Genomic DNA, 16,882 nt, shown 5'->3' with positions numbered 1-16,882 from the left:
ATTAAAGTTTCACTTTATACGAGATATAAAACAAATTTCAAATACGAAAAATCCAATTGCGGCTCATGCTTTATCATTTGATCGGCTTGAAATTGTTTACGGCGCGCATCAAACAGAAATTATTTCTCCTAAAGATAAAGAGCAATTCATCAATCTTGTTACAAGTAAAAATTCACACATTGAAACAAAGTAAAAGAGTGGCTTCGTAGCCACTCTTTTACTTTGGATTTGTCATATAAGGTTGTACATGAATCATGCATAGGTCACGGAACTTTCCTTCAGCAGTTGTGACAATTACGACTGCTCTTCCGGCACTTTTTCCAGTAATCGTTACCGTATCACCTTTTGGATACATTGTGATAACATCAGCATTCATATTTGTCCAAATAAGTTCTTTATTCGTTGCTTGCACTGGCAAAACGGAAGCTGATAACTCAGTGCTTTGTCCAGTTCTTACTTTCAACTTATTTTTTTCCATATGAACACCAATGACTGAAATAACAGAAGGAGCGATTGAAATTTTAGGTGGTTTAGGTTGTATGTTCAAACAAGACGCAGAAGTATTTGTAATAGGTGAAAATTTTCGTGTTTGTTGTTGCTGGAAAGCTGCTAACATGTTGGAGTCCCCTTTCTGTATAAGTGCTGATAGTAATACTATAAAGGAGTAGTGTTATGTTTAATTTAACGAAACATAAAGAAATTGTTAAATTCGAGTAGAAGATTGTCGAACTTTCATAAAAAGAAAGCTCTGCTGATACGATAACAGCAGAGCTTTTCCTTTATAGATTATGACTATGTTGTTTTTCGAAATTCTCAAATTGCTCTTCAACTTCTTTTGAAGGCTGCGTTAGTAAACTAACAATAACGATTACTAGTAAACTAATAGTGAAACCAGGAATCATTTCATATAAGAATTCTTTTAAGAATTTGAATTGAGTCCAAATAATTACTGTAGCCGCACCAGAAATCATACCAGCAAGTGCGCCCCACTTCGTCATACGTTTCCAATATAAGCTTAATAAAATAGCAGGTCCGAATGAAGAACCAAATCCAGCCCAAGCGTATCCGACAAGAGCTAAAATCGTATCATTTTGTTTAAACGCTAATGCGCACCCAACTAATGCAATAACAAGTACAGCCATACGACCGACAAATACAAGCTCTTTATCAGAAGCAGAACGTTTAAAGAATGTACGATATAAATCCTCTGTTATAGCACTAGAAGTAACGAGTAACTGAGATGAAATTGTACTCATAATCGCTGCTAAAATCGCTGCTAATAAAAATCCAGTAATAAGTGGATGGAATAAAATTTTTCCTAGTTCAAGGAAAATTGTCTCTGGGTTAGATAATGTTAACTCTTGTTGTGAGTAGTAAGCAATACCGATAAGACCGGTAAACATAGCCCCGACAACAGAGAAAATCATCCAACTCATACCAATTCTTCGTGCGCTTTTAATTTCTTTTACAGAGGAAATCGCCATAAAGCGTACGATAATATGAGGTTGTCCAACATAACCAAGGCCCCATGCGAATAAAGAAATAATCCCTAAAGTAGAGGCACCTTTAAAAATATCTAGACGTGTTGGATCTACAGATCGAATTGTATCAAATGCAGGTCCAAGTCCGTTCGAATTCATAATTGTTACGATAGGAACAAGAATAAGAGCAACAACCATAATGATTCCTTGCACGAAGTCTGTCCAACTTACTGCTAAGAAACCACCAAATAATGTGTAAGCGACAACAACACCTGCAACAATGAATAATCCAACATGGTAGTTCATACCAAATGAATTTTCAAATAATACAGCGCCTGAAACTAATCCTGAAGCTACATAAAAAGTAAAGAAAATCATAATAACAAGTCCGGATACTAAGCGTAGCATGTGGGATTTGTCGTGGAAACGGTGTTCCAAAAATTCTGGGATAGTAATAGAGTTGTTTGCAAGTTCAGAGTAGGTACGTAAGCGAGGAGCGACATAAAGCCAGTTTGCGTATGCGCCTAGTGTTAGGCCGATCGCAATCCAACTACTACTTAATCCAACGCTAAACATTGCACCGGGTAATCCCATTAAAAGCCAACCACTCATATCGGATGCTCCAGCACTTAATGCTGTTACTGCGGGGCCTAGTGTACGCCCGCCAAGCATATAATCTGTTAAGTTGGACGTTCGTTTATAGGCGAAATAGCCAATTACTAACATCCCGAGCATGTAAATAGAGATAGAAGTTAAAGTTAACATCTGCGTACTCATGTAGTTCCCCTTCCTTTTGTCATGTCTTTTGATGCGTTATGCATATTTATAATCTATCATGATTATTCTGAAAAATCCATACAGAAATACGAATTTTCAGAAATGTAAGCGTTTTTTGACATCATTTTACTTTTTTGATATATAATATTCATGCAAAAAACCTTATTTTTAATAGAGTATTTATTATATTTACATAAAAAGAGGTTGTTTTGTCAATATAATATTAAAATGAGAGAAAAATATTTTTTTTTTAAAAGTATTGACTTATGAAAAAAGTTAGGTCTATAATGAGTGCAACTTAAAAAAATGCAAGCATTGATGAAGAAGAGTACACATAATGAACATGTCAGAGAGCTGATGGTTGGTGCGAATCAGTATGGGATTGATGTGGAATGGGCTTCGGAGCTTCCAAACCGAAACGAAAGAAGTAGGCTTTGGCGACATGATCTCATCGATACAAGAGACACGTATTGTTTTTGATACGGTAAAGTGCGTTACATTTGTAACGAATTAAGGTGGCACCACGGGAGTACCCGTCCTTTCTATAGGATGAGTACTCCCTTTTTGTGTACAAAAAATTAAATAAATGAAATCGTTGAAGTAAGAAGAGTACGTATATTGGAGACGTTACAGAGAGCCGGGGATAGGTGGGAGCCCGGCGCGGTGCCATATACGGAATGGGCTTACGAGAGGTATGCTGAACAATTATTTTCAGTAGGCAACCCGGGTTCCGCCGTTACAAGGATAAGGTATATATTTTGTACCTGAATAAAGCGGGATGCTTTTGCGTCCAACATGAGGTGGTACCACGGTAAACTTATCGTCCTCTACATATTTTCGATATGTAGAGGACTTTTTTATTTTTCAGATTGAGGTGAAAGGCATGATGACAAAAGAGGAATTTATGAAGCAAAAAGAAAAGGGAAGAACATTTTTAGTAATCGCTGAAGAAGAAGGAGATAGCATTACGCCAATTTCTTTATATAGACGTATGAAGGGAAAGAAAAAGTTTTTATTAGAAAGCTCTCAGCTTCATCAAGATAAAGGACGCTATTCTTACTTAGGATGTAATCCATATGGGGAAGTGAAAAGCGTTGGTACAGAAGTGGAGCGGACGATTTATGGCCAAACAGAAAAGCTGCAAGGTAACGTACTACAAGTTTTAGAAAAAGAAACCCGGTCAGCTCAAGTAGACAGCCCATTCCCGTTTTGCGGAGGAGCAGTTGGTTATATTGGCTATGACGTCATCCGGCAATATGAAAACATTGGCGCAGATTTACACGATCCATTGAATATTCCAGAAGTACACCTGTTACTGTACCGTGAGTTTATCGTGTATGACCACTTACGCCAAAAATTATCATTTGTATATGTGTGCAGGGAAAACGATTCAGCTTCTTATGAAGAAGTATATGAAAGATTGCAAGTATATAAAGAAGAAGTGCTAAAGGGAGAAGAAACAGAAGTAACTGAAATAAGATCAACATTATCATTCACTTCTTCTATAACGGAAAAAGAGTTTTGTGAGATGGTAGAAACGGCGAAAGAACATATAAGAGCCGGGGACATATTCCAAGTCGTCCTGTCACAGCGTTTGCAAAGTGAATGTATTGGTGATCCTTTCGCGTTATACCGAAAACTTCGAATTGCCAATCCATCACCATATATGTTCTATATCGATTTTCAAGATTATGTTGTACTCGGTTCTTCGCCAGAAAGTTTACTATCAGTAAGAGAGGATAAAGTGATGACGAATCCAATTGCGGGTACGAGGCCGAGAGGGAAAACGAAGCAGGAAGATGCGGAAATTGAAAAAGAACTGCTAGAAAATGAGAAAGAACGAGCGGAGCATATGATGCTTGTAGATCTTGGGCGGAATGATATTGGCAGAGTAAGTGAAATTGGATCCGTGACGATAGATAAATATATGAAAGTAGAAAAATATTCTCACGTTATGCACATTGTATCTGAAGTTTACGGAACATTGCGAAAACAAACGAGTGGATTTGATGCATTAGCGTATTGCCTACCAGCAGGAACAGTGTCAGGCGCTCCGAAAATTAGAGCGATGGAAATTATAAATGAGCTAGAGAATGAAAAAAGAAATGTATACGCCGGTGCAGTTGGATACGTTAGTTTTTCAGGGAATCTTGATATGGCGCTCGCCATTCGAACGATGGTCGTAAAGGATGAAAAAGCATACGTTCAGGCAGGAGCGGGCATTGTTTATGATTCAGACCCAGTAGCTGAATATGAAGAAACGTTAAATAAAGCGAGAGCACTATTGGAGGTAATGAAATGATTGTACTAATTGATAATTATGATTCATTCACATATAACTTGTATCAACTGTTAGGTGAATACGAAGAAGATATTGTAGTCGTAAGAAATGATCAAATAACGATAGAGCAGCTAGAAGGGATGAATCCTACAGGAATTGTGCTTTCACCAGGACCAGGAAAACCGGAGGATGCTGGCATTTGTATCGAAGTGATTCGTCATTTTTATAAGAACGTTCCCATATTAGGTATTTGCCTTGGCCATCAGGCGATTATATCAGCATTTGGAGGAGACATTGTAAGAGCAGAACGTATTAAACATGGAAAAACATCCCGTGTGAAACATAACGGAACGTCAATTTTTTCATACGTTACACAGCCATTAACGGCGATGCGCTACCATTCACTTGTTGCAGCGCAAACGAGTTTGCCAGAGTGTTTTGACATACTAGCGACAGCGATGGATGACGGAGAAATTATGGCAGTTCGTCACAATTATTATCCTCTATTCGGATTACAGTTTCATCCGGAATCAATCGCAACAGAAGAAGGTGGAAAGTTAATACGTGCCTTTTTAGGCGAAGTGAAAGAGGAGGAAAGAGTATGAATAACTATCTTCGTAAATTAGTGGAGGGACAACATTTAACAGAAGAGGAAATGTATAGAGCAGGGCTTCTTTTATTAAATGAAAACATATTGGAAAGTGAAATTGCAGCCTTCTTAGTCTTACTGAAAGCGAAAGGTGAAACGGCAGAAGAAATATACGGTCTCGTTCGAGCTCTTCGCGAAAAGGCATTACCATTTTCGAACCATATACAAGGAGCAATGGACAATTGCGGGACGGGTGGTGACGGTGCCCAAACATTTAATATTAGTACAACATCGGCATTTGTACTGGCAGGAGCTGGCGTAAAGGTTGCAAAACACGGTAACCGAGCTGTTTCTAGTAAAACAGGAAGTGCAGATTTATTAGAAGAACTCGGTGTAAATATTAGCAGTACGCCAAACGAAATTGATTATTTATTAGAGCATGTCGGCATTGCATTTTTATTCGCACCAGCGATGCATCCAGCATTAAGGCGCATTATGAAAATAAGAAAAGAATTAAATGTGCCGACGATCTTTAACTTAATTGGCCCTTTAACAAATCCGGTGAATTTAGAAACACAATTTGTCGGCATTTATAAACGAGATATGTTACTACCAGTTGCGCAAGTATTGCAGAAACTAGGCAGAAAACAAGCGCTTGTCGTAAATGGAAGTGGTTTTTTAGATGAAGCATCATTGCAAGGAGAAAATCATGTTGTCATTTTAAAAGATAATGAAATAGTAGAAACGAGTATTGAACCTGAGAGATATGGTTTCTCAATAGTGAAAAACGAAGAGATTAGAGGCGGAGATTCGAAAGAAAATGCAAAGATTACGCTCGGGGTATTAAGCGGAGAAAAGAGTGTTTACCGTGATACAGTGTTATTCAATGCAGGTCTAGCCCTTTTCGCAAATGGAAAAGTAGAAACGATTGAAGAAGGAATTACACTCGCGGCACATAGTATTGACTCAGGAAAAGCATTAGCCAAACTAAACTTATTAATTGCAGCAAGCCATGAAAAATTAGAAAGGGTGAATTAAAGTGGGGACGATTTTAGACAAAATTGTAGACCAAAAGAAAAAGGAAGTTGCGGCATTATATGAAACGTATACACCATTAAAAGAAAGTAGAAAGACACATTCACTTGTAGAAGCATTACAGCAGTTTACTGTCATTGCAGAAGTAAAGCGAGCATCACCATCAAAAGGAGATATCAATTTACACGTTGATGTAAGAAAACAAGTAAAAACATATGAAGAATGCGGCGCAGGAGCAGTTTCTGTTTTAACAGACGGTCAATTTTTTAAAGGATCGTTTCATGATTTACAAACGGCAAGAGGAGAAAGTAACATTCCGCTTTTATGCAAAGATTTCATAATCGACACGATTCAAATTGATAGAGCGTATGAAGCTGGCGCAGATATTATTTTACTAATCGTAGCGGCGTTAACGAAAGAGAAGTTAAAAGAGTTGTATAGCTACGTACTAGAAAAAGGATTAGAAGCAATTGTTGAAGTTCATGATGAACAGGAATTAGAAATTGCGATCCAATTAAATCCGCACGTTATCGGTATTAACAACCGTAATTTAAGAACATTCGAAGTCGATTTAAGCCAAACAGAAAAGCTTGGAAAACGATTAGACGAGGAGCAATTACTTTGGATTAGTGAAAGCGGGATTCATTCAAAAGAAGATATTATTCGCGTCAAACGAGCTGGAGCGAAAGGTGTATTAGTTGGAGAAGCACTTATGACATCATCTTCTATTCGTACCTTTTTTGAAGATTGTAAGGTGAACATATGAAAGTGAAAATTTGCGGTATCACTGATGTTGAAACGGCAAAACGTGCTTGCGAATACGGAGCTGATGCACTCGGATTTGTTTTTGCAGAAAGTAAGCGAAAAATTACTCCAAGGCTAGCGAAAGAAATCATTCAGGAGATTCCAGCAACCGTGTTAAAGGTCGGTGTTTTCGTAAATGAATCAGTAGAAGTGATCGAGAAAATTGCAGATGAGTGCGGGTTAACACATGTGCAACTACATGGGGATGAAGATAATCATCAAATTAGAAGATTGAATATTCCGTCTATAAAATCGCTCGGAGTAACTTCAGAGGACGATATGGAAAATGCTCAAGCATATGAAACGGATTATATATTGTTTGATAGCCCGAAGGAAAAGTTTCACGGAGGAAATGGAAAGACATTTTCATGGGAGTTACTCACACATATGCCAAAAGAATTGCGAGAGAAAACGATATTAGCTGGTGGATTAAACGCTCTTAATATAGAAGAAGCGATTCGAACTATTCAGCCATATATGGTCGATGTAAGTAGCGGAGTGGAGACAGAAGGAAAGAAAGATTTAGAGAAAATAAAACAATTTATTATAAAAGTGAAGGAGTGTTCCAAATGAACTACGCATATCCAGATGAAAAAGGTCACTACGGTATATACGGGGGACGATACGTTCCAGAAACGTTAATGCAATCTGTATTAGAACTAGAAGAAGCATATAAAGAAGCGATGCAAGATGAAGCGTTTCAAAAGGAATTAAATCATTATTTAAAAACGTACGTCGGAAGAGAAACACCGCTTTATTTCGCTGAAAACATGACGAAGTATTGCGGCGGTGCAAAGATTTATTTAAAACGTGAAGATTTGAACCATACAGGAGCTCATAAAATTAACAATACAATCGGTCAGGCGCTTCTTGCAGTACGAATGGGCAAGAAAAAGGTGGTCGCTGAAACAGGAGCCGGACAACACGGAGTGGCAACAGCTACTGTATGTGCCCTACTCGGATTAGAATGCGTCATCTTTATGGGAGAAGAAGATGTGAGACGTCAAAAATTAAATGTGTTCCGAATGGAATTACTTGGAGCGAAAGTAGAAAGTGTAGCGGCAGGTAGCGGCACATTAAAAGATGCAGTGAACGAAGCGCTTCGCTACTGGGTTTCACACGTGCATGATACGCACTACATTATGGGATCAGTTCTCGGACCACATCCATTCCCGCAAATTGTTCGTGATTTTCAAAGTGTAATTGGGAAAGAAACGAAAAAACAATATGAGGCGTTAGAAGGAAAGTTACCAGAAGCAGTCGTTGCTTGTATTGGTGGTGGTAGTAATGCGATGGGTATGTTTTATCCGTTCGTACACGATGAAGAAGTCGCTCTTTACGGCGTAGAAGCAGCAGGAAAAGGCATTCATACAGAAAAACATGCAGCTACTTTAACGAAAGGGAGCGTTGGTGTTTTACACGGATCGATGATGTATCTTCTGCAAAATGAAGAAGGACAAATTCAAGAAGCTCATTCTATTTCAGCGGGACTTGATTACCCAGGTGTTGGGCCAGAACATAGCTTGCTAAAAGATATCGGCCGCGTTTCTTATCATTCCATTACAGACGAAGAAGCGTTAGAAGCATTTCAATTATTAACGAAAAAAGAAGGAATTATTCCAGCTTTAGAAAGCTCACATGCTGTCGCATATGCATTAAAATTAGCGCCGCAAATGAAAAAAGACGAAGGACTTGTCATTTGTTTATCTGGTCGCGGCGATAAAGATGTAGAGAGTATAAAACGTTATATGGAAGAGGTGTAACAAATGGGAGTAGAAAAAATTAAAGCAGCGTTTGAAAATGGTAAGAAAGCATTTATTCCGTACGTAATGGGCGGAGATGGTGGCCTTGAAAAATTAAAAGAAAGAATTCGTTTTTTAGACGAAGCAGGAGCAAGCATCGTTGAAATTGGCATTCCGTTTTCAGATCCAGTCGCAGACGGTCCAACAATTCAAAGAGCAGGGAAGCGAGCGCTAGATAGTGGTGTAACATTAAAGGGAATTTTTCAAGCATTAATAGAGGTAAGAAAAGAAGTACAAATTCCATTTGTACTCATGACATATTTAAATCCAGTACTTGCATTTGGAAAAGAACGATTCATCGAAAACTGTATAGAAGCAGGTGTAGACGGTATGATCGTTCCGGATTTACCGTATGAAGAACAAAATATTATTGCTCCGTTACTTCGAGAGGCAAACATTGCGTTAATTCCACTCGTTACTGTAACGAGCCCAGTTGAACGAATCGAAAAAATTACGAGTGAATCAGAAGGATTCGTCTACGCTGTTACAGTAGCGGGCGTAACGGGAGTACGCCAAAATTTTAAAGGTGAGATTCATAGTTACTTAGAAAAAGTAAAATCACATACACATTTACCGGTAGTGGCAGGGTTCGGTATTTCAACAAAGGAACATGTAGAAGAAATGATTACAATATGTGACGGAGTTGTCGTTGGAAGTAAAGTTATTGAACTGTTAGAAAATGAAAAGCGAGAAGAAATATGTGAATTAATACAGGCAACAAAACAGAAAGAAGAGGCGTAAGTCTCTTCTTTTTGTTTTGCGTAATAAATGTTAAAATATACAGAAAATACATATAACTTAGAGGGTGAGAAAGCATGCTAAGACGAAAACTACTATATCTTCTTTTAACTGTACCATTATACGCTTCGCTCATTAGCATGACGAAAATAGAGTTGATGGCTCTATTTTTAGGATATGTATTCATCTTTTCTAACTTAAATCGCATTCAAGAACAATCTATTTTAGAAATATGTATATTTTCGATTAGTGTAGAACTATTTAGTATCGTTTCGATTGTATTATTAAATGAATTATTTCGCTGGATCCATTCATTTGAATTAATGAAATTTGGAAATGTTGTATTGCAAGTTATATGTGCTTATCTTGTGTTTGTTGTGTTAGATAAAATAGTCGGAAAGCAGAATGTTTTTCAGGATAATAGAAAATGGGAGTGAAAAGGAGCCGTTTGGCTTCTTTTTTAATCTGTTGTAAAAACAATTGAAAAATATTACATCTGTTATATAATAGTTAAAAATTGTATTTTTAACGAAAAGAGATGATAACATGTCCATATTGTTGGCACTTATCCCAATTATGATGATTTTCATTTGTTTATTTTTATTTAAACAAACATCATTACGTTCCTCGTTAATTGCTTACGTTGTGTCTGTTGGAATCGTTTTACTCTCGCCAACGTTTCAACTAGGGATAAGTGAAACTGTGCACGCAACGATTAAAGGTTGGTTAATTTGTTTTATTGTCGGGTACGTGTTGTTTTTCGGTATTTTTTTATTTCACCTCATGAACAAAATGGGGTACATCGATCAAGTAGCACGTTTTCTAGAAGAAGTGACGCACGATCGTTTATTACAAATGCTTCTTATGTGTTTTGGTATTTGTCCGTTAATCGAATCAGTAAGTGGATTCGGTATCGGCTTCATGGTTGCAGCACCTATCTTTCTTTCGTTAGGCTATAAACCATTTCAAGCTGTACTGCTCTCATTTATCGGTTTACTAGCCAGTTCGTGGGGGGCAATGGCAACTGGTACGATTATCGGTTCGCAGCTTATAAATATGCCGCTTACAACGCTTGGCACAAATACGGCACTATTAAGCATCCCGATGTTTGCCTACTTCGTCATTCTTTCTTTACACGTTGTTGGTGGTTGGCAGGCCGTTATTGAAAAGTGGAAGGAAGGATTCGGTTTCTTTCTATTATTCTCTCTCGGAATCTACCTTTCTAACGCATACGTAAGTGTTGAACTAGCAGGTATATTAAGTTCCATCGTTACCATTGCATTTGGCTTTCTTATCATAAAACTAAAAGGAAAAAGTGGGCAAAATCTTATAACAGAACATGCGGCAGCAACGGAGAGAGAAGTATCCATTATCAAAATTATTAGCCCTTATATATTTTTAACCGTTTGTATTTTGCTTTCTCGCCTCGTACCAGCATTACATGATGTATTCAGATCATATGCAGTCCTTGATTTAAAATCATACTCTTACAAATTAGAAATGCTGTATTCACCAGGGTTTTGGCTCGGTATGACTTGTTTATTTACTATTATTTTCTTCCGTATTCCATCTCATATTATTAAACAATCACTCTCGCAAACGATAAAACAATGGATTCCTTTTGCGATTACGACGACGATGTTTATCGCTATTTCAGAACTAATGGGTGCATCTGGCATGCATTCATTGCTTGCAAAAACAGCTGGTGAAACATTCGGTACATTTTTCGTTTTCGTTGCTCCGTTTATCGGTGGAATCGGTGGCTTTTTAACAGGTAGTAACGCAGGATCAAATGCGATGTTCATAAAACTACAAATGCAAACTGCGCAAAACGTAGCACTCCCGTGGCAATACGTCACAACTCTGCAAAACACCGCATCGTCAGTAGCGACAATCGCTTGCCCGTCACGTATTACATTAGGTGCGTATTTATGTAACATCCCGTATCGTGAAAATGAACTATTAAAGAAGACGACGTTAATGATTTTTGGGGCGGTGTTGCTCGTAGTGGTAGAGGTTATTGTTTGGTATATGTTGAGAAATTAAAAATCCTCCTAACATAGGAGGATTTTTTTTGTGATTGGATAATGTTTTAAATATGAAAAGCTTCTACTAAATGAATAGGAGATGAAATGTATGCCCCTAAAAAACTACGGCGTGTTAAAAGGTACAGTTATACAATCAAAGATTGGAAAAGGGAAAACACCTCATTATCAAGTTCATTTACAAGGCGAAGCAGAAGTAGATTATCGTATTGCAATTAACGTGAAATCGCAAAGTTATCCGTCAGAAGTTTTATATTTTGCGAGCGACAATATTCGGTCAGAGGCGATTCGTATTTTACCGATGTTACCGTTCGGTTTTACAGAAATAAAAAACAATGAACCGAAAGTAGCGTTAGACTATGTAAGAGGTAATGTATTTGATTCCAAGCAAATGATTCCTTTACCTGCTGAAAAAGCAGGTGTTGATAATGACTTAAATGAAAAAATAGAACGTTATATAAAACGAGCGATAGAAGAAAAAGCGATTATTTATGCGTTCGGTGAAAGATGGGGACCAGAAGAAAATACACCCGATTCTTACTTTCATTTTGAACCAGGAAACGGGATACACGATATTCATATGAATCAAGGGAATGTAGAGAAATGGAAAGGTGATAATGGTATATGGCAAGACGGAGGTATACTCATTCACTTTGAAAAGGAAGAAAAATGGATTGGTATCTTTCTAGCCTTCCAGTCGCAGTCATGGTGTACGGATGACGAGGGACATGCTCGTGTTCCGGTTGAGCATTGTGATTATAAGGGGAATAATTGAGGAGAGGAGGGCGTTCAAAACGAACGCCCTCCTCTTATTTTATAAAATCCAAAACTAACAAGTGTAGAAATACAAGAGAACAGCAGTGCTACACTAGAAAACGCAATGAGGTACATATTATACTTCATCACTTTGCCAATGAGCTGGTTACTGTCGTACTGAAATAGTCCTGCGATTATGTTGAATAAAAATAATACGATAAACATGACGATAACACCGTCTATTGACCCTTTAATATCTGGTTTACTTAAAGCGATATGTGCAGAAATACAAATGGCGATAAATAAAAATAGCCAAAAGGAAGGATTCAATAAATTACTTATTGTAAATAAGCTTTTCAATAATACGAACGTCGACAAGAGCATGTTTTGAACCATTTCTATATTAATAGAAGTAGAAGCAATTGTTTTTTCGAGAGTTGTATTAAATAAGAAATATGAATTTGGTACGAAATAGCGCATTAAAAGGATTAACGCAGTAATACCAGAAATAATAGGACCGATTCCAATGAAGAAGTTCCCAATTCGTTGATATACACTCTTTTGATTGTATTGATGTTGTACGTAGCCTAAAGCACCTTGACTTGTATCTGTTGGGAAAAACTGCGTTGCTACAATTTTATGACGAAATAGTACACACATAATGGCATGTCCAAGTTCGTGAATAGGGACACCGACCCAAGCCGTTAAAAGGAATCCTTTTCTCCCGAAAGCTCTCGACCAATACATGCGTGTGAGAGATTCTAAATAGCCTAATAGAAATCCAATTACAATGATAACGCCAATTAAAGAAAATAATTGGATTACGCTTGTAAGGAGTATTTGAAAAATTGAGTTTACCAATTCCATTGCCAGTCATCCAATCTGTTAAAAATGTTATTTGTTCTGTTTCATAATAGCATTATTTTTCAAGATTGCTAGCATATATATTTTCATTTGAAAGAAGGATTTCATAATCTTTTTCTTGTAGTCATGTTTTATGTCCAAAGTCATATATTGAATTTGTAACACCCTATATGGTATATGCTCAAGGAGGGATGAGAGAATGAAATGTCCGGCGTGTCAGACGGAAAATGCAGCAGAGGCAAAGTTTTGCGGGAATTGTGGACATTCGTTGACCGAGGAAGCAGTAGCGAGTGGTGCACAGGAAGAAGGTGAGCAACAAGCACGCGTAGCACCAGCAAAGGAAACTCGACCAAATGAAACGGTAGAGCAAGCGAAGCGGTTTGCAAGTGGCTATTTTCAGTTCTTTAAACATGCTTTCAAAGCACCGACAGCGATTATGAAAAGCGGCAAGGTTGAAGTACGAAATGGAATTGTAAGTCTTGTTCTTATTTGTTTTTTAGGGGCATGTATTTTTTATAGAATGATGAGTGCCGCAGCAGCTGTTACGAAAACATTTGCACCAGATATACCTACTCCTACATTCTTTTTGGACTCTGTAACGGTCTTTTTATTTTTACTAATTTTAACTTTATTTGTCGGATTTATTATTTTTGTAAGTGGGAAGATGATGAAATCATCTTTTTCGTTTCTTGAAGTATTCGGTATATGGGGAACGATAGCGACACCAGCTATTGCTATATTAGTGCTTTCTTTTCTTTTTAGTTTTTTATTAATCTTTTTCTTACCAATCTTATTAGGGCTGGCTACAACGTATATGGGAATTAGTATAATTGTAGCTACAGTAAAACTAGATAACGGTGGATTAGATCTTGTTTACACTCTTCTTATCGCAAATGTTTTCATCGGAATTGCAACGTTTATCGTGTTTTGGTCTTACATAAACACGATAATTCAAACCTTTACACAGGGATTAACTGGCCTCTAAAGAAAAGGTGGATGAATGTATGTACAAAGTGTGGGACTCAGTTTGAAGATTGAATCTTATAATGTTGAACTGAACAAATCAAGAGAATAGAACATATGAAAAAGGTACAGTGCACAACTGTACCTTTTCTATGTTTTTTTAGCTGGACCAGGATCCCTTGAGAAAAAGATATGAAAGAGGAATGTGACTTTACTTGCTCCTCCTGATGTACTTGCTTGCACATCAGATAATGCGCTAGATGTTAACACACCTTCAGAATGAGGCGGTACGACTATTTTGAGGGCATCATCTGATTCTGATGATGCAGTAACTGTTATTGTATCATCAGATAAGTTTAAAATTTTTACAGTACCGATTGGTAAGATAGACTTGCCAGCGTGTGATGCTGAAGCGAAGTGAGAGCCTTTCCAAATCGTTTGTGCGAAGGTTTCATCATTAGATAACCAAGCGCGAGCGCTGTATAATGTTGCGTTAATGGAAAATTCTTGGTCAAGTGATACGGCGGGTTTCGGTTCTTGCGGTTCCTCCGGAGTTTGAGCGAGAAGGCCGGCACACATATATGTTTCACCTACTTTCGATAGTTACTGTTATAGCATATTAAATATGTTGTTTATAAGACACGACGGTTACCTATTCAGGCATAGGTTTGTGCACTAAATTTGAAGATGAAATTCTCTTTCTTTACAATGGAAGTAGGTGTTATTTCTATAAAATATGGAAAACGTAAAGAGTATGTAAAAAAGAAGGAGTGGTAAAGTGAACTATGTCATTATTGGCGGAGATGCAGCTGGTATGAGTGCAGCGATGCAAATTGTTAGAAACGATGAAAATGCAAATGTTGTAACGTTAGAAAAAGGTGAGATTTATTCGTACGCGCAGTGTGGATTGCCGTATGTCATTAGTGGTGCTATCGCTTCAACGGAAAAATTAATCGCCCGTAATGTAAAGACGTTTCGTGATAAATATGGAATTGATGCGAAAGTACGACATGAAGTAACGAAAGTAGATACGGAAAAGAAAATGGTGTACGCAGAGCATACGAAGACGAAAGAAGTTTTTGAATTTCCGTACGATCGTTTATTAATTGCGACTGGAGTGCGTCCTGTTATGCCTGAATGGGAAGGTCGAGATTTGCAAGGCGTTCATCTTTTAAAAACAATTCCGGATGCTGAGCGCATATTAAAAACGTTAGAAACGAATAAAGTTGAGGATGTAACTATTATTGGCGGCGGTGCGATTGGACTGGAGATGGCAGAAACATTTGTCGAACTTGGTAAGAAAGTAAGAATGATTGAGAGAAACGATCATATTGGTACGATTTATGATGCAGATATGGCTGCATATATACATAAAGAAGCAGATAAACATCGTATTGAAATTTTAACAAATGAAAATGTAAAAGCATTTAAAGGAAATGAAAAAGTGGAACAAATTGAAACGGATAAAGGGACGTATAAAGCAGATCTTGTTTTAGTATCGGTTGGAGTAAAGTCAAATACTGATTTTCTTGAAGGAACAAATATACGTACAAATCATAAAGGGGCAATTGAAGTAAATGCATATATGCAAACGAATGTGCAGGACGTATATGCAGCTGGTGATTGCGCAACACATTACCACGTTATAAAGGAAATTCATGATCATATCCCGCTCGGAACGACTGCCAATAAACAAGGGCGACTTGCTGGACTGAATATGCTTGATAAACGAAGAGCCTTTAAAGGTACGTTAGGTACAGGTATTATTAAATTTATGGATTTGACGCTTGCTAGAACAGGGCTAAATGAAAAAGAGGCAAAAGGACTACATATTCCGTATAAAACAGTCAAAGTAGATTCAACAAATATGGCCGGCTATTATCCAAATGCGAAACCACTTTATTTGAAATTACTATATCGTTCTGACACGAAACAATTATTAGGCGGACAAGTAATTGGAGAAGAAGGCGTAGATAAACGAATTGATGTGATTGCGATGGCACTTTTCAATAAAATGAGCATTCACGATTTAGAAGATGTCGACTTAAGTTACGCACCACCATATAACAGCGTTTGGGATCCAATTCAGCAAGCGGCAAGGAGAGCGGAATAGCACTTTTTAAGTGCTATTTTTTTTGTAAAGGTAGGTAAACTTTTTTAGCGAATAATAAAGAAGGAGAAACAGTTACATATAGGGAAGGGGATCATTAAAAATGTTTGTAACAGTTCAAATAGTTCAAGAATCAGAAAAAGAAATATTGCGTAATTTGTATGCACTATATCTTCATGACCTCTCTGCATTCACTCCTAATATAACGATTGAGGCAAATGGCTTTTTTGAATACGAAGATTTACATATGTTTTGGGAAAATGATGGAATCACTCCGTATTTTATTAAAAGTGATAATGATATCATAGGATTTTTATTATTGTTGGAACGCCCGTTTTTGAAGAAGGAAAATGACTTTGGCATAAATGACATTTTCATATTGAATCAGTATAAGGGAAAAGGAATCGGTAAACAAGTTATTGAGAATTTATTAAAAGAGAAACGAGGACAGTATTTCGTTATCGAACTTGTGAAAAATGTACCAGCTGTTTCTTTTTGGAAGAAAGTATATAGGGAGTTAAACATCGAATTTGATGAGAAAAAACAGTTAATCGATGATGAAGAATGTCTCGTTCAAACGTTTAAAATATAATGAAATCGATGCTCCTAGTATTTATCTCGCATTAACGGTCAGTAA

The 16,882-nt window shown here is 37.3% G+C and carries 18 protein-coding genes and 2 other annotated features; of the genes, 14 read left to right on the top strand and 4 right to left on the bottom strand.

The window, feature by feature from the left end; translation table 11 throughout:
* Positions 1–193, top strand: a 193-nt coding sequence (locus K5S59_RS08005) for a PH domain-containing protein (protein WP_180236986.1), incomplete at its 5' end; no start/stop codon positions are given.
* A 24-nt stretch (positions 194–217) separates the two neighbouring features.
* Here the strand turns inward: K5S59_RS08005 and K5S59_RS08000 are convergent.
* Together K5S59_RS08000 and putP are read right to left on the bottom strand one after the other, a co-directional pair.
* Positions 218–616, bottom strand: coding sequence for an Ig-like domain-containing protein (locus K5S59_RS08000; RefSeq protein ID WP_000878718.1), 399 nt, complete (start codon positions 614–616; stop codon positions 218–220).
* A gap of 163 nt (positions 617–779) precedes the next feature.
* Positions 780–2,258 carry a sodium/proline symporter PutP gene (putP, locus tag K5S59_RS07995; protein ID WP_000107224.1) on the bottom strand — a complete coding sequence of 493 codons (1,479 nt, stop codon included), beginning with the start codon at positions 2,256–2,258 and terminating at the stop codon, positions 780–782.
* Between the two features lie 306 nt (positions 2,259–2,564).
* Positions 2,565–2,802: a binding site (T-box leader), on the top strand.
* Between the two features lie 42 nt (positions 2,803–2,844).
* Positions 2,845–3,089, top strand: a binding site (T-box leader).
* A 52-nt stretch (positions 3,090–3,141) separates the two neighbouring features.
* Between putP and trpE the strand changes: the two genes are divergently transcribed.
* From trpE to K5S59_RS07945, 10 genes are all read left to right on the top strand, one after another.
* On the top strand, positions 3,142–4,560 hold the full coding sequence (gene trpE / locus K5S59_RS07990) for an anthranilate synthase component I (RefSeq protein WP_120449694.1): 1,419 nt from the start codon (positions 3,142–3,144) through the stop codon (positions 4,558–4,560).
* Positions 4,557–5,144 (top strand): aminodeoxychorismate/anthranilate synthase component II, encoded by a 588-nt coding sequence (locus tag K5S59_RS07985; protein WP_000636338.1) that lies wholly within the window; start codon positions 4,557–4,559, stop codon positions 5,142–5,144. Before trpE ends, K5S59_RS07985 begins: the two co-directional genes overlap by 4 nt.
* On the top strand, positions 5,141–6,166 hold the full coding sequence (gene trpD / locus K5S59_RS07980; protein WP_001067379.1) for an anthranilate phosphoribosyltransferase: 1,026 nt from the start codon (positions 5,141–5,143) through the stop codon (positions 6,164–6,166). The genes K5S59_RS07985 and trpD overlap by 4 nt, the downstream gene beginning before the upstream one ends.
* Before the next feature lies 1 nt (position 6,167).
* Positions 6,168–6,929, top strand: coding sequence for an indole-3-glycerol phosphate synthase TrpC (gene trpC, locus K5S59_RS07975; protein WP_000536682.1), 762 nt, complete (start codon positions 6,168–6,170; stop codon positions 6,927–6,929).
* Positions 6,926–7,540, top strand: coding sequence for a phosphoribosylanthranilate isomerase (locus K5S59_RS07970; RefSeq protein WP_000865136.1), 615 nt, complete (start codon positions 6,926–6,928; stop codon positions 7,538–7,540). Before trpC ends, K5S59_RS07970 begins: the two co-directional genes overlap by 4 nt.
* The gene (gene trpB / locus K5S59_RS07965) at positions 7,537–8,730 is read left to right on the top strand and encodes a tryptophan synthase subunit beta (RefSeq protein WP_001105022.1); all 1,194 of its coding nucleotides are present in this window, start codon (positions 7,537–7,539) and stop codon (positions 8,728–8,730) included. Before K5S59_RS07970 ends, trpB begins: the two co-directional genes overlap by 4 nt.
* A gap of 3 nt (positions 8,731–8,733) precedes the next feature.
* The gene (gene trpA, locus K5S59_RS07960; RefSeq protein ID WP_000537829.1) at positions 8,734–9,510 is read left to right on the top strand and encodes a tryptophan synthase subunit alpha; all 777 of its coding nucleotides are present in this window, start codon (positions 8,734–8,736) and stop codon (positions 9,508–9,510) included.
* A 74-nt stretch (positions 9,511–9,584) separates the two neighbouring features.
* Positions 9,585–9,944, top strand: coding sequence for a DUF4029 domain-containing protein (locus tag K5S59_RS07955; RefSeq protein WP_000946137.1), 360 nt, complete (start codon positions 9,585–9,587; stop codon positions 9,942–9,944).
* Positions 9,945–10,053: 109 nt separating this feature from the next.
* Positions 10,054–11,553: an L-lactate permease gene (locus K5S59_RS07950; RefSeq protein WP_000025607.1), complete on the top strand. Its 1,500-nt coding sequence runs from the start codon at positions 10,054–10,056 to the stop codon at positions 11,551–11,553.
* A 90-nt stretch (positions 11,554–11,643) separates the two neighbouring features.
* Positions 11,644–12,327 (top strand): DUF2278 family protein, encoded by a 684-nt coding sequence (locus tag K5S59_RS07945; RefSeq protein ID WP_120449696.1) that lies wholly within the window; start codon positions 11,644–11,646, stop codon positions 12,325–12,327.
* A gap of 14 nt (positions 12,328–12,341) precedes the next feature.
* On the opposite strand, the gene K5S59_RS07940 is transcribed toward K5S59_RS07945, so the two are convergent.
* Positions 12,342–13,175, bottom strand: a complete 834-nt coding sequence (locus K5S59_RS07940) for a hypothetical protein (RefSeq protein ID WP_000424520.1) — start codon at positions 13,173–13,175, stop codon at positions 12,342–12,344.
* 196 nt (positions 13,176–13,371) lie between these two features.
* Between K5S59_RS07940 and K5S59_RS07935 the strand changes: the two genes are divergently transcribed.
* Positions 13,372–14,157: a zinc ribbon domain-containing protein gene (locus tag K5S59_RS07935; protein WP_000650078.1), complete on the top strand. Its 786-nt coding sequence runs from the start codon at positions 13,372–13,374 to the stop codon at positions 14,155–14,157.
* Between the two features lie 128 nt (positions 14,158–14,285).
* On the opposite strand, the gene K5S59_RS07930 is transcribed toward K5S59_RS07935, so the two are convergent.
* On the bottom strand, positions 14,286–14,714 hold the full coding sequence (locus K5S59_RS07930) for a hypothetical protein (protein WP_000332418.1): 429 nt from the start codon (positions 14,712–14,714) through the stop codon (positions 14,286–14,288).
* A gap of 199 nt (positions 14,715–14,913) precedes the next feature.
* Here K5S59_RS07930 and K5S59_RS07925 point away from each other — a divergent pair, with 199 nt between their 5' ends.
* Positions 14,914–16,248 (top strand): FAD-dependent oxidoreductase, encoded by a 1,335-nt coding sequence (locus K5S59_RS07925; protein ID WP_098873032.1) that lies wholly within the window; start codon positions 14,914–14,916, stop codon positions 16,246–16,248.
* Positions 16,249–16,348: 100 nt separating this feature from the next.
* Positions 16,349–16,837: a GNAT family N-acetyltransferase gene (locus tag K5S59_RS07920; protein WP_098873031.1), complete on the top strand. Its 489-nt coding sequence runs from the start codon at positions 16,349–16,351 to the stop codon at positions 16,835–16,837.
* The last annotated feature ends 45 nt before the right edge of the window (positions 16,838–16,882 follow it).

The organism is Bacillus sp. BML-BC051 (assembly GCF_019656175.1).
Taxonomy (GTDB): Bacteria; Bacillota; Bacilli; order Bacillales; family Bacillaceae_G; genus Bacillus_A; species Bacillus_A mobilis.
This window is presented reverse-complemented; position numbering and strand designations above follow the sequence as displayed.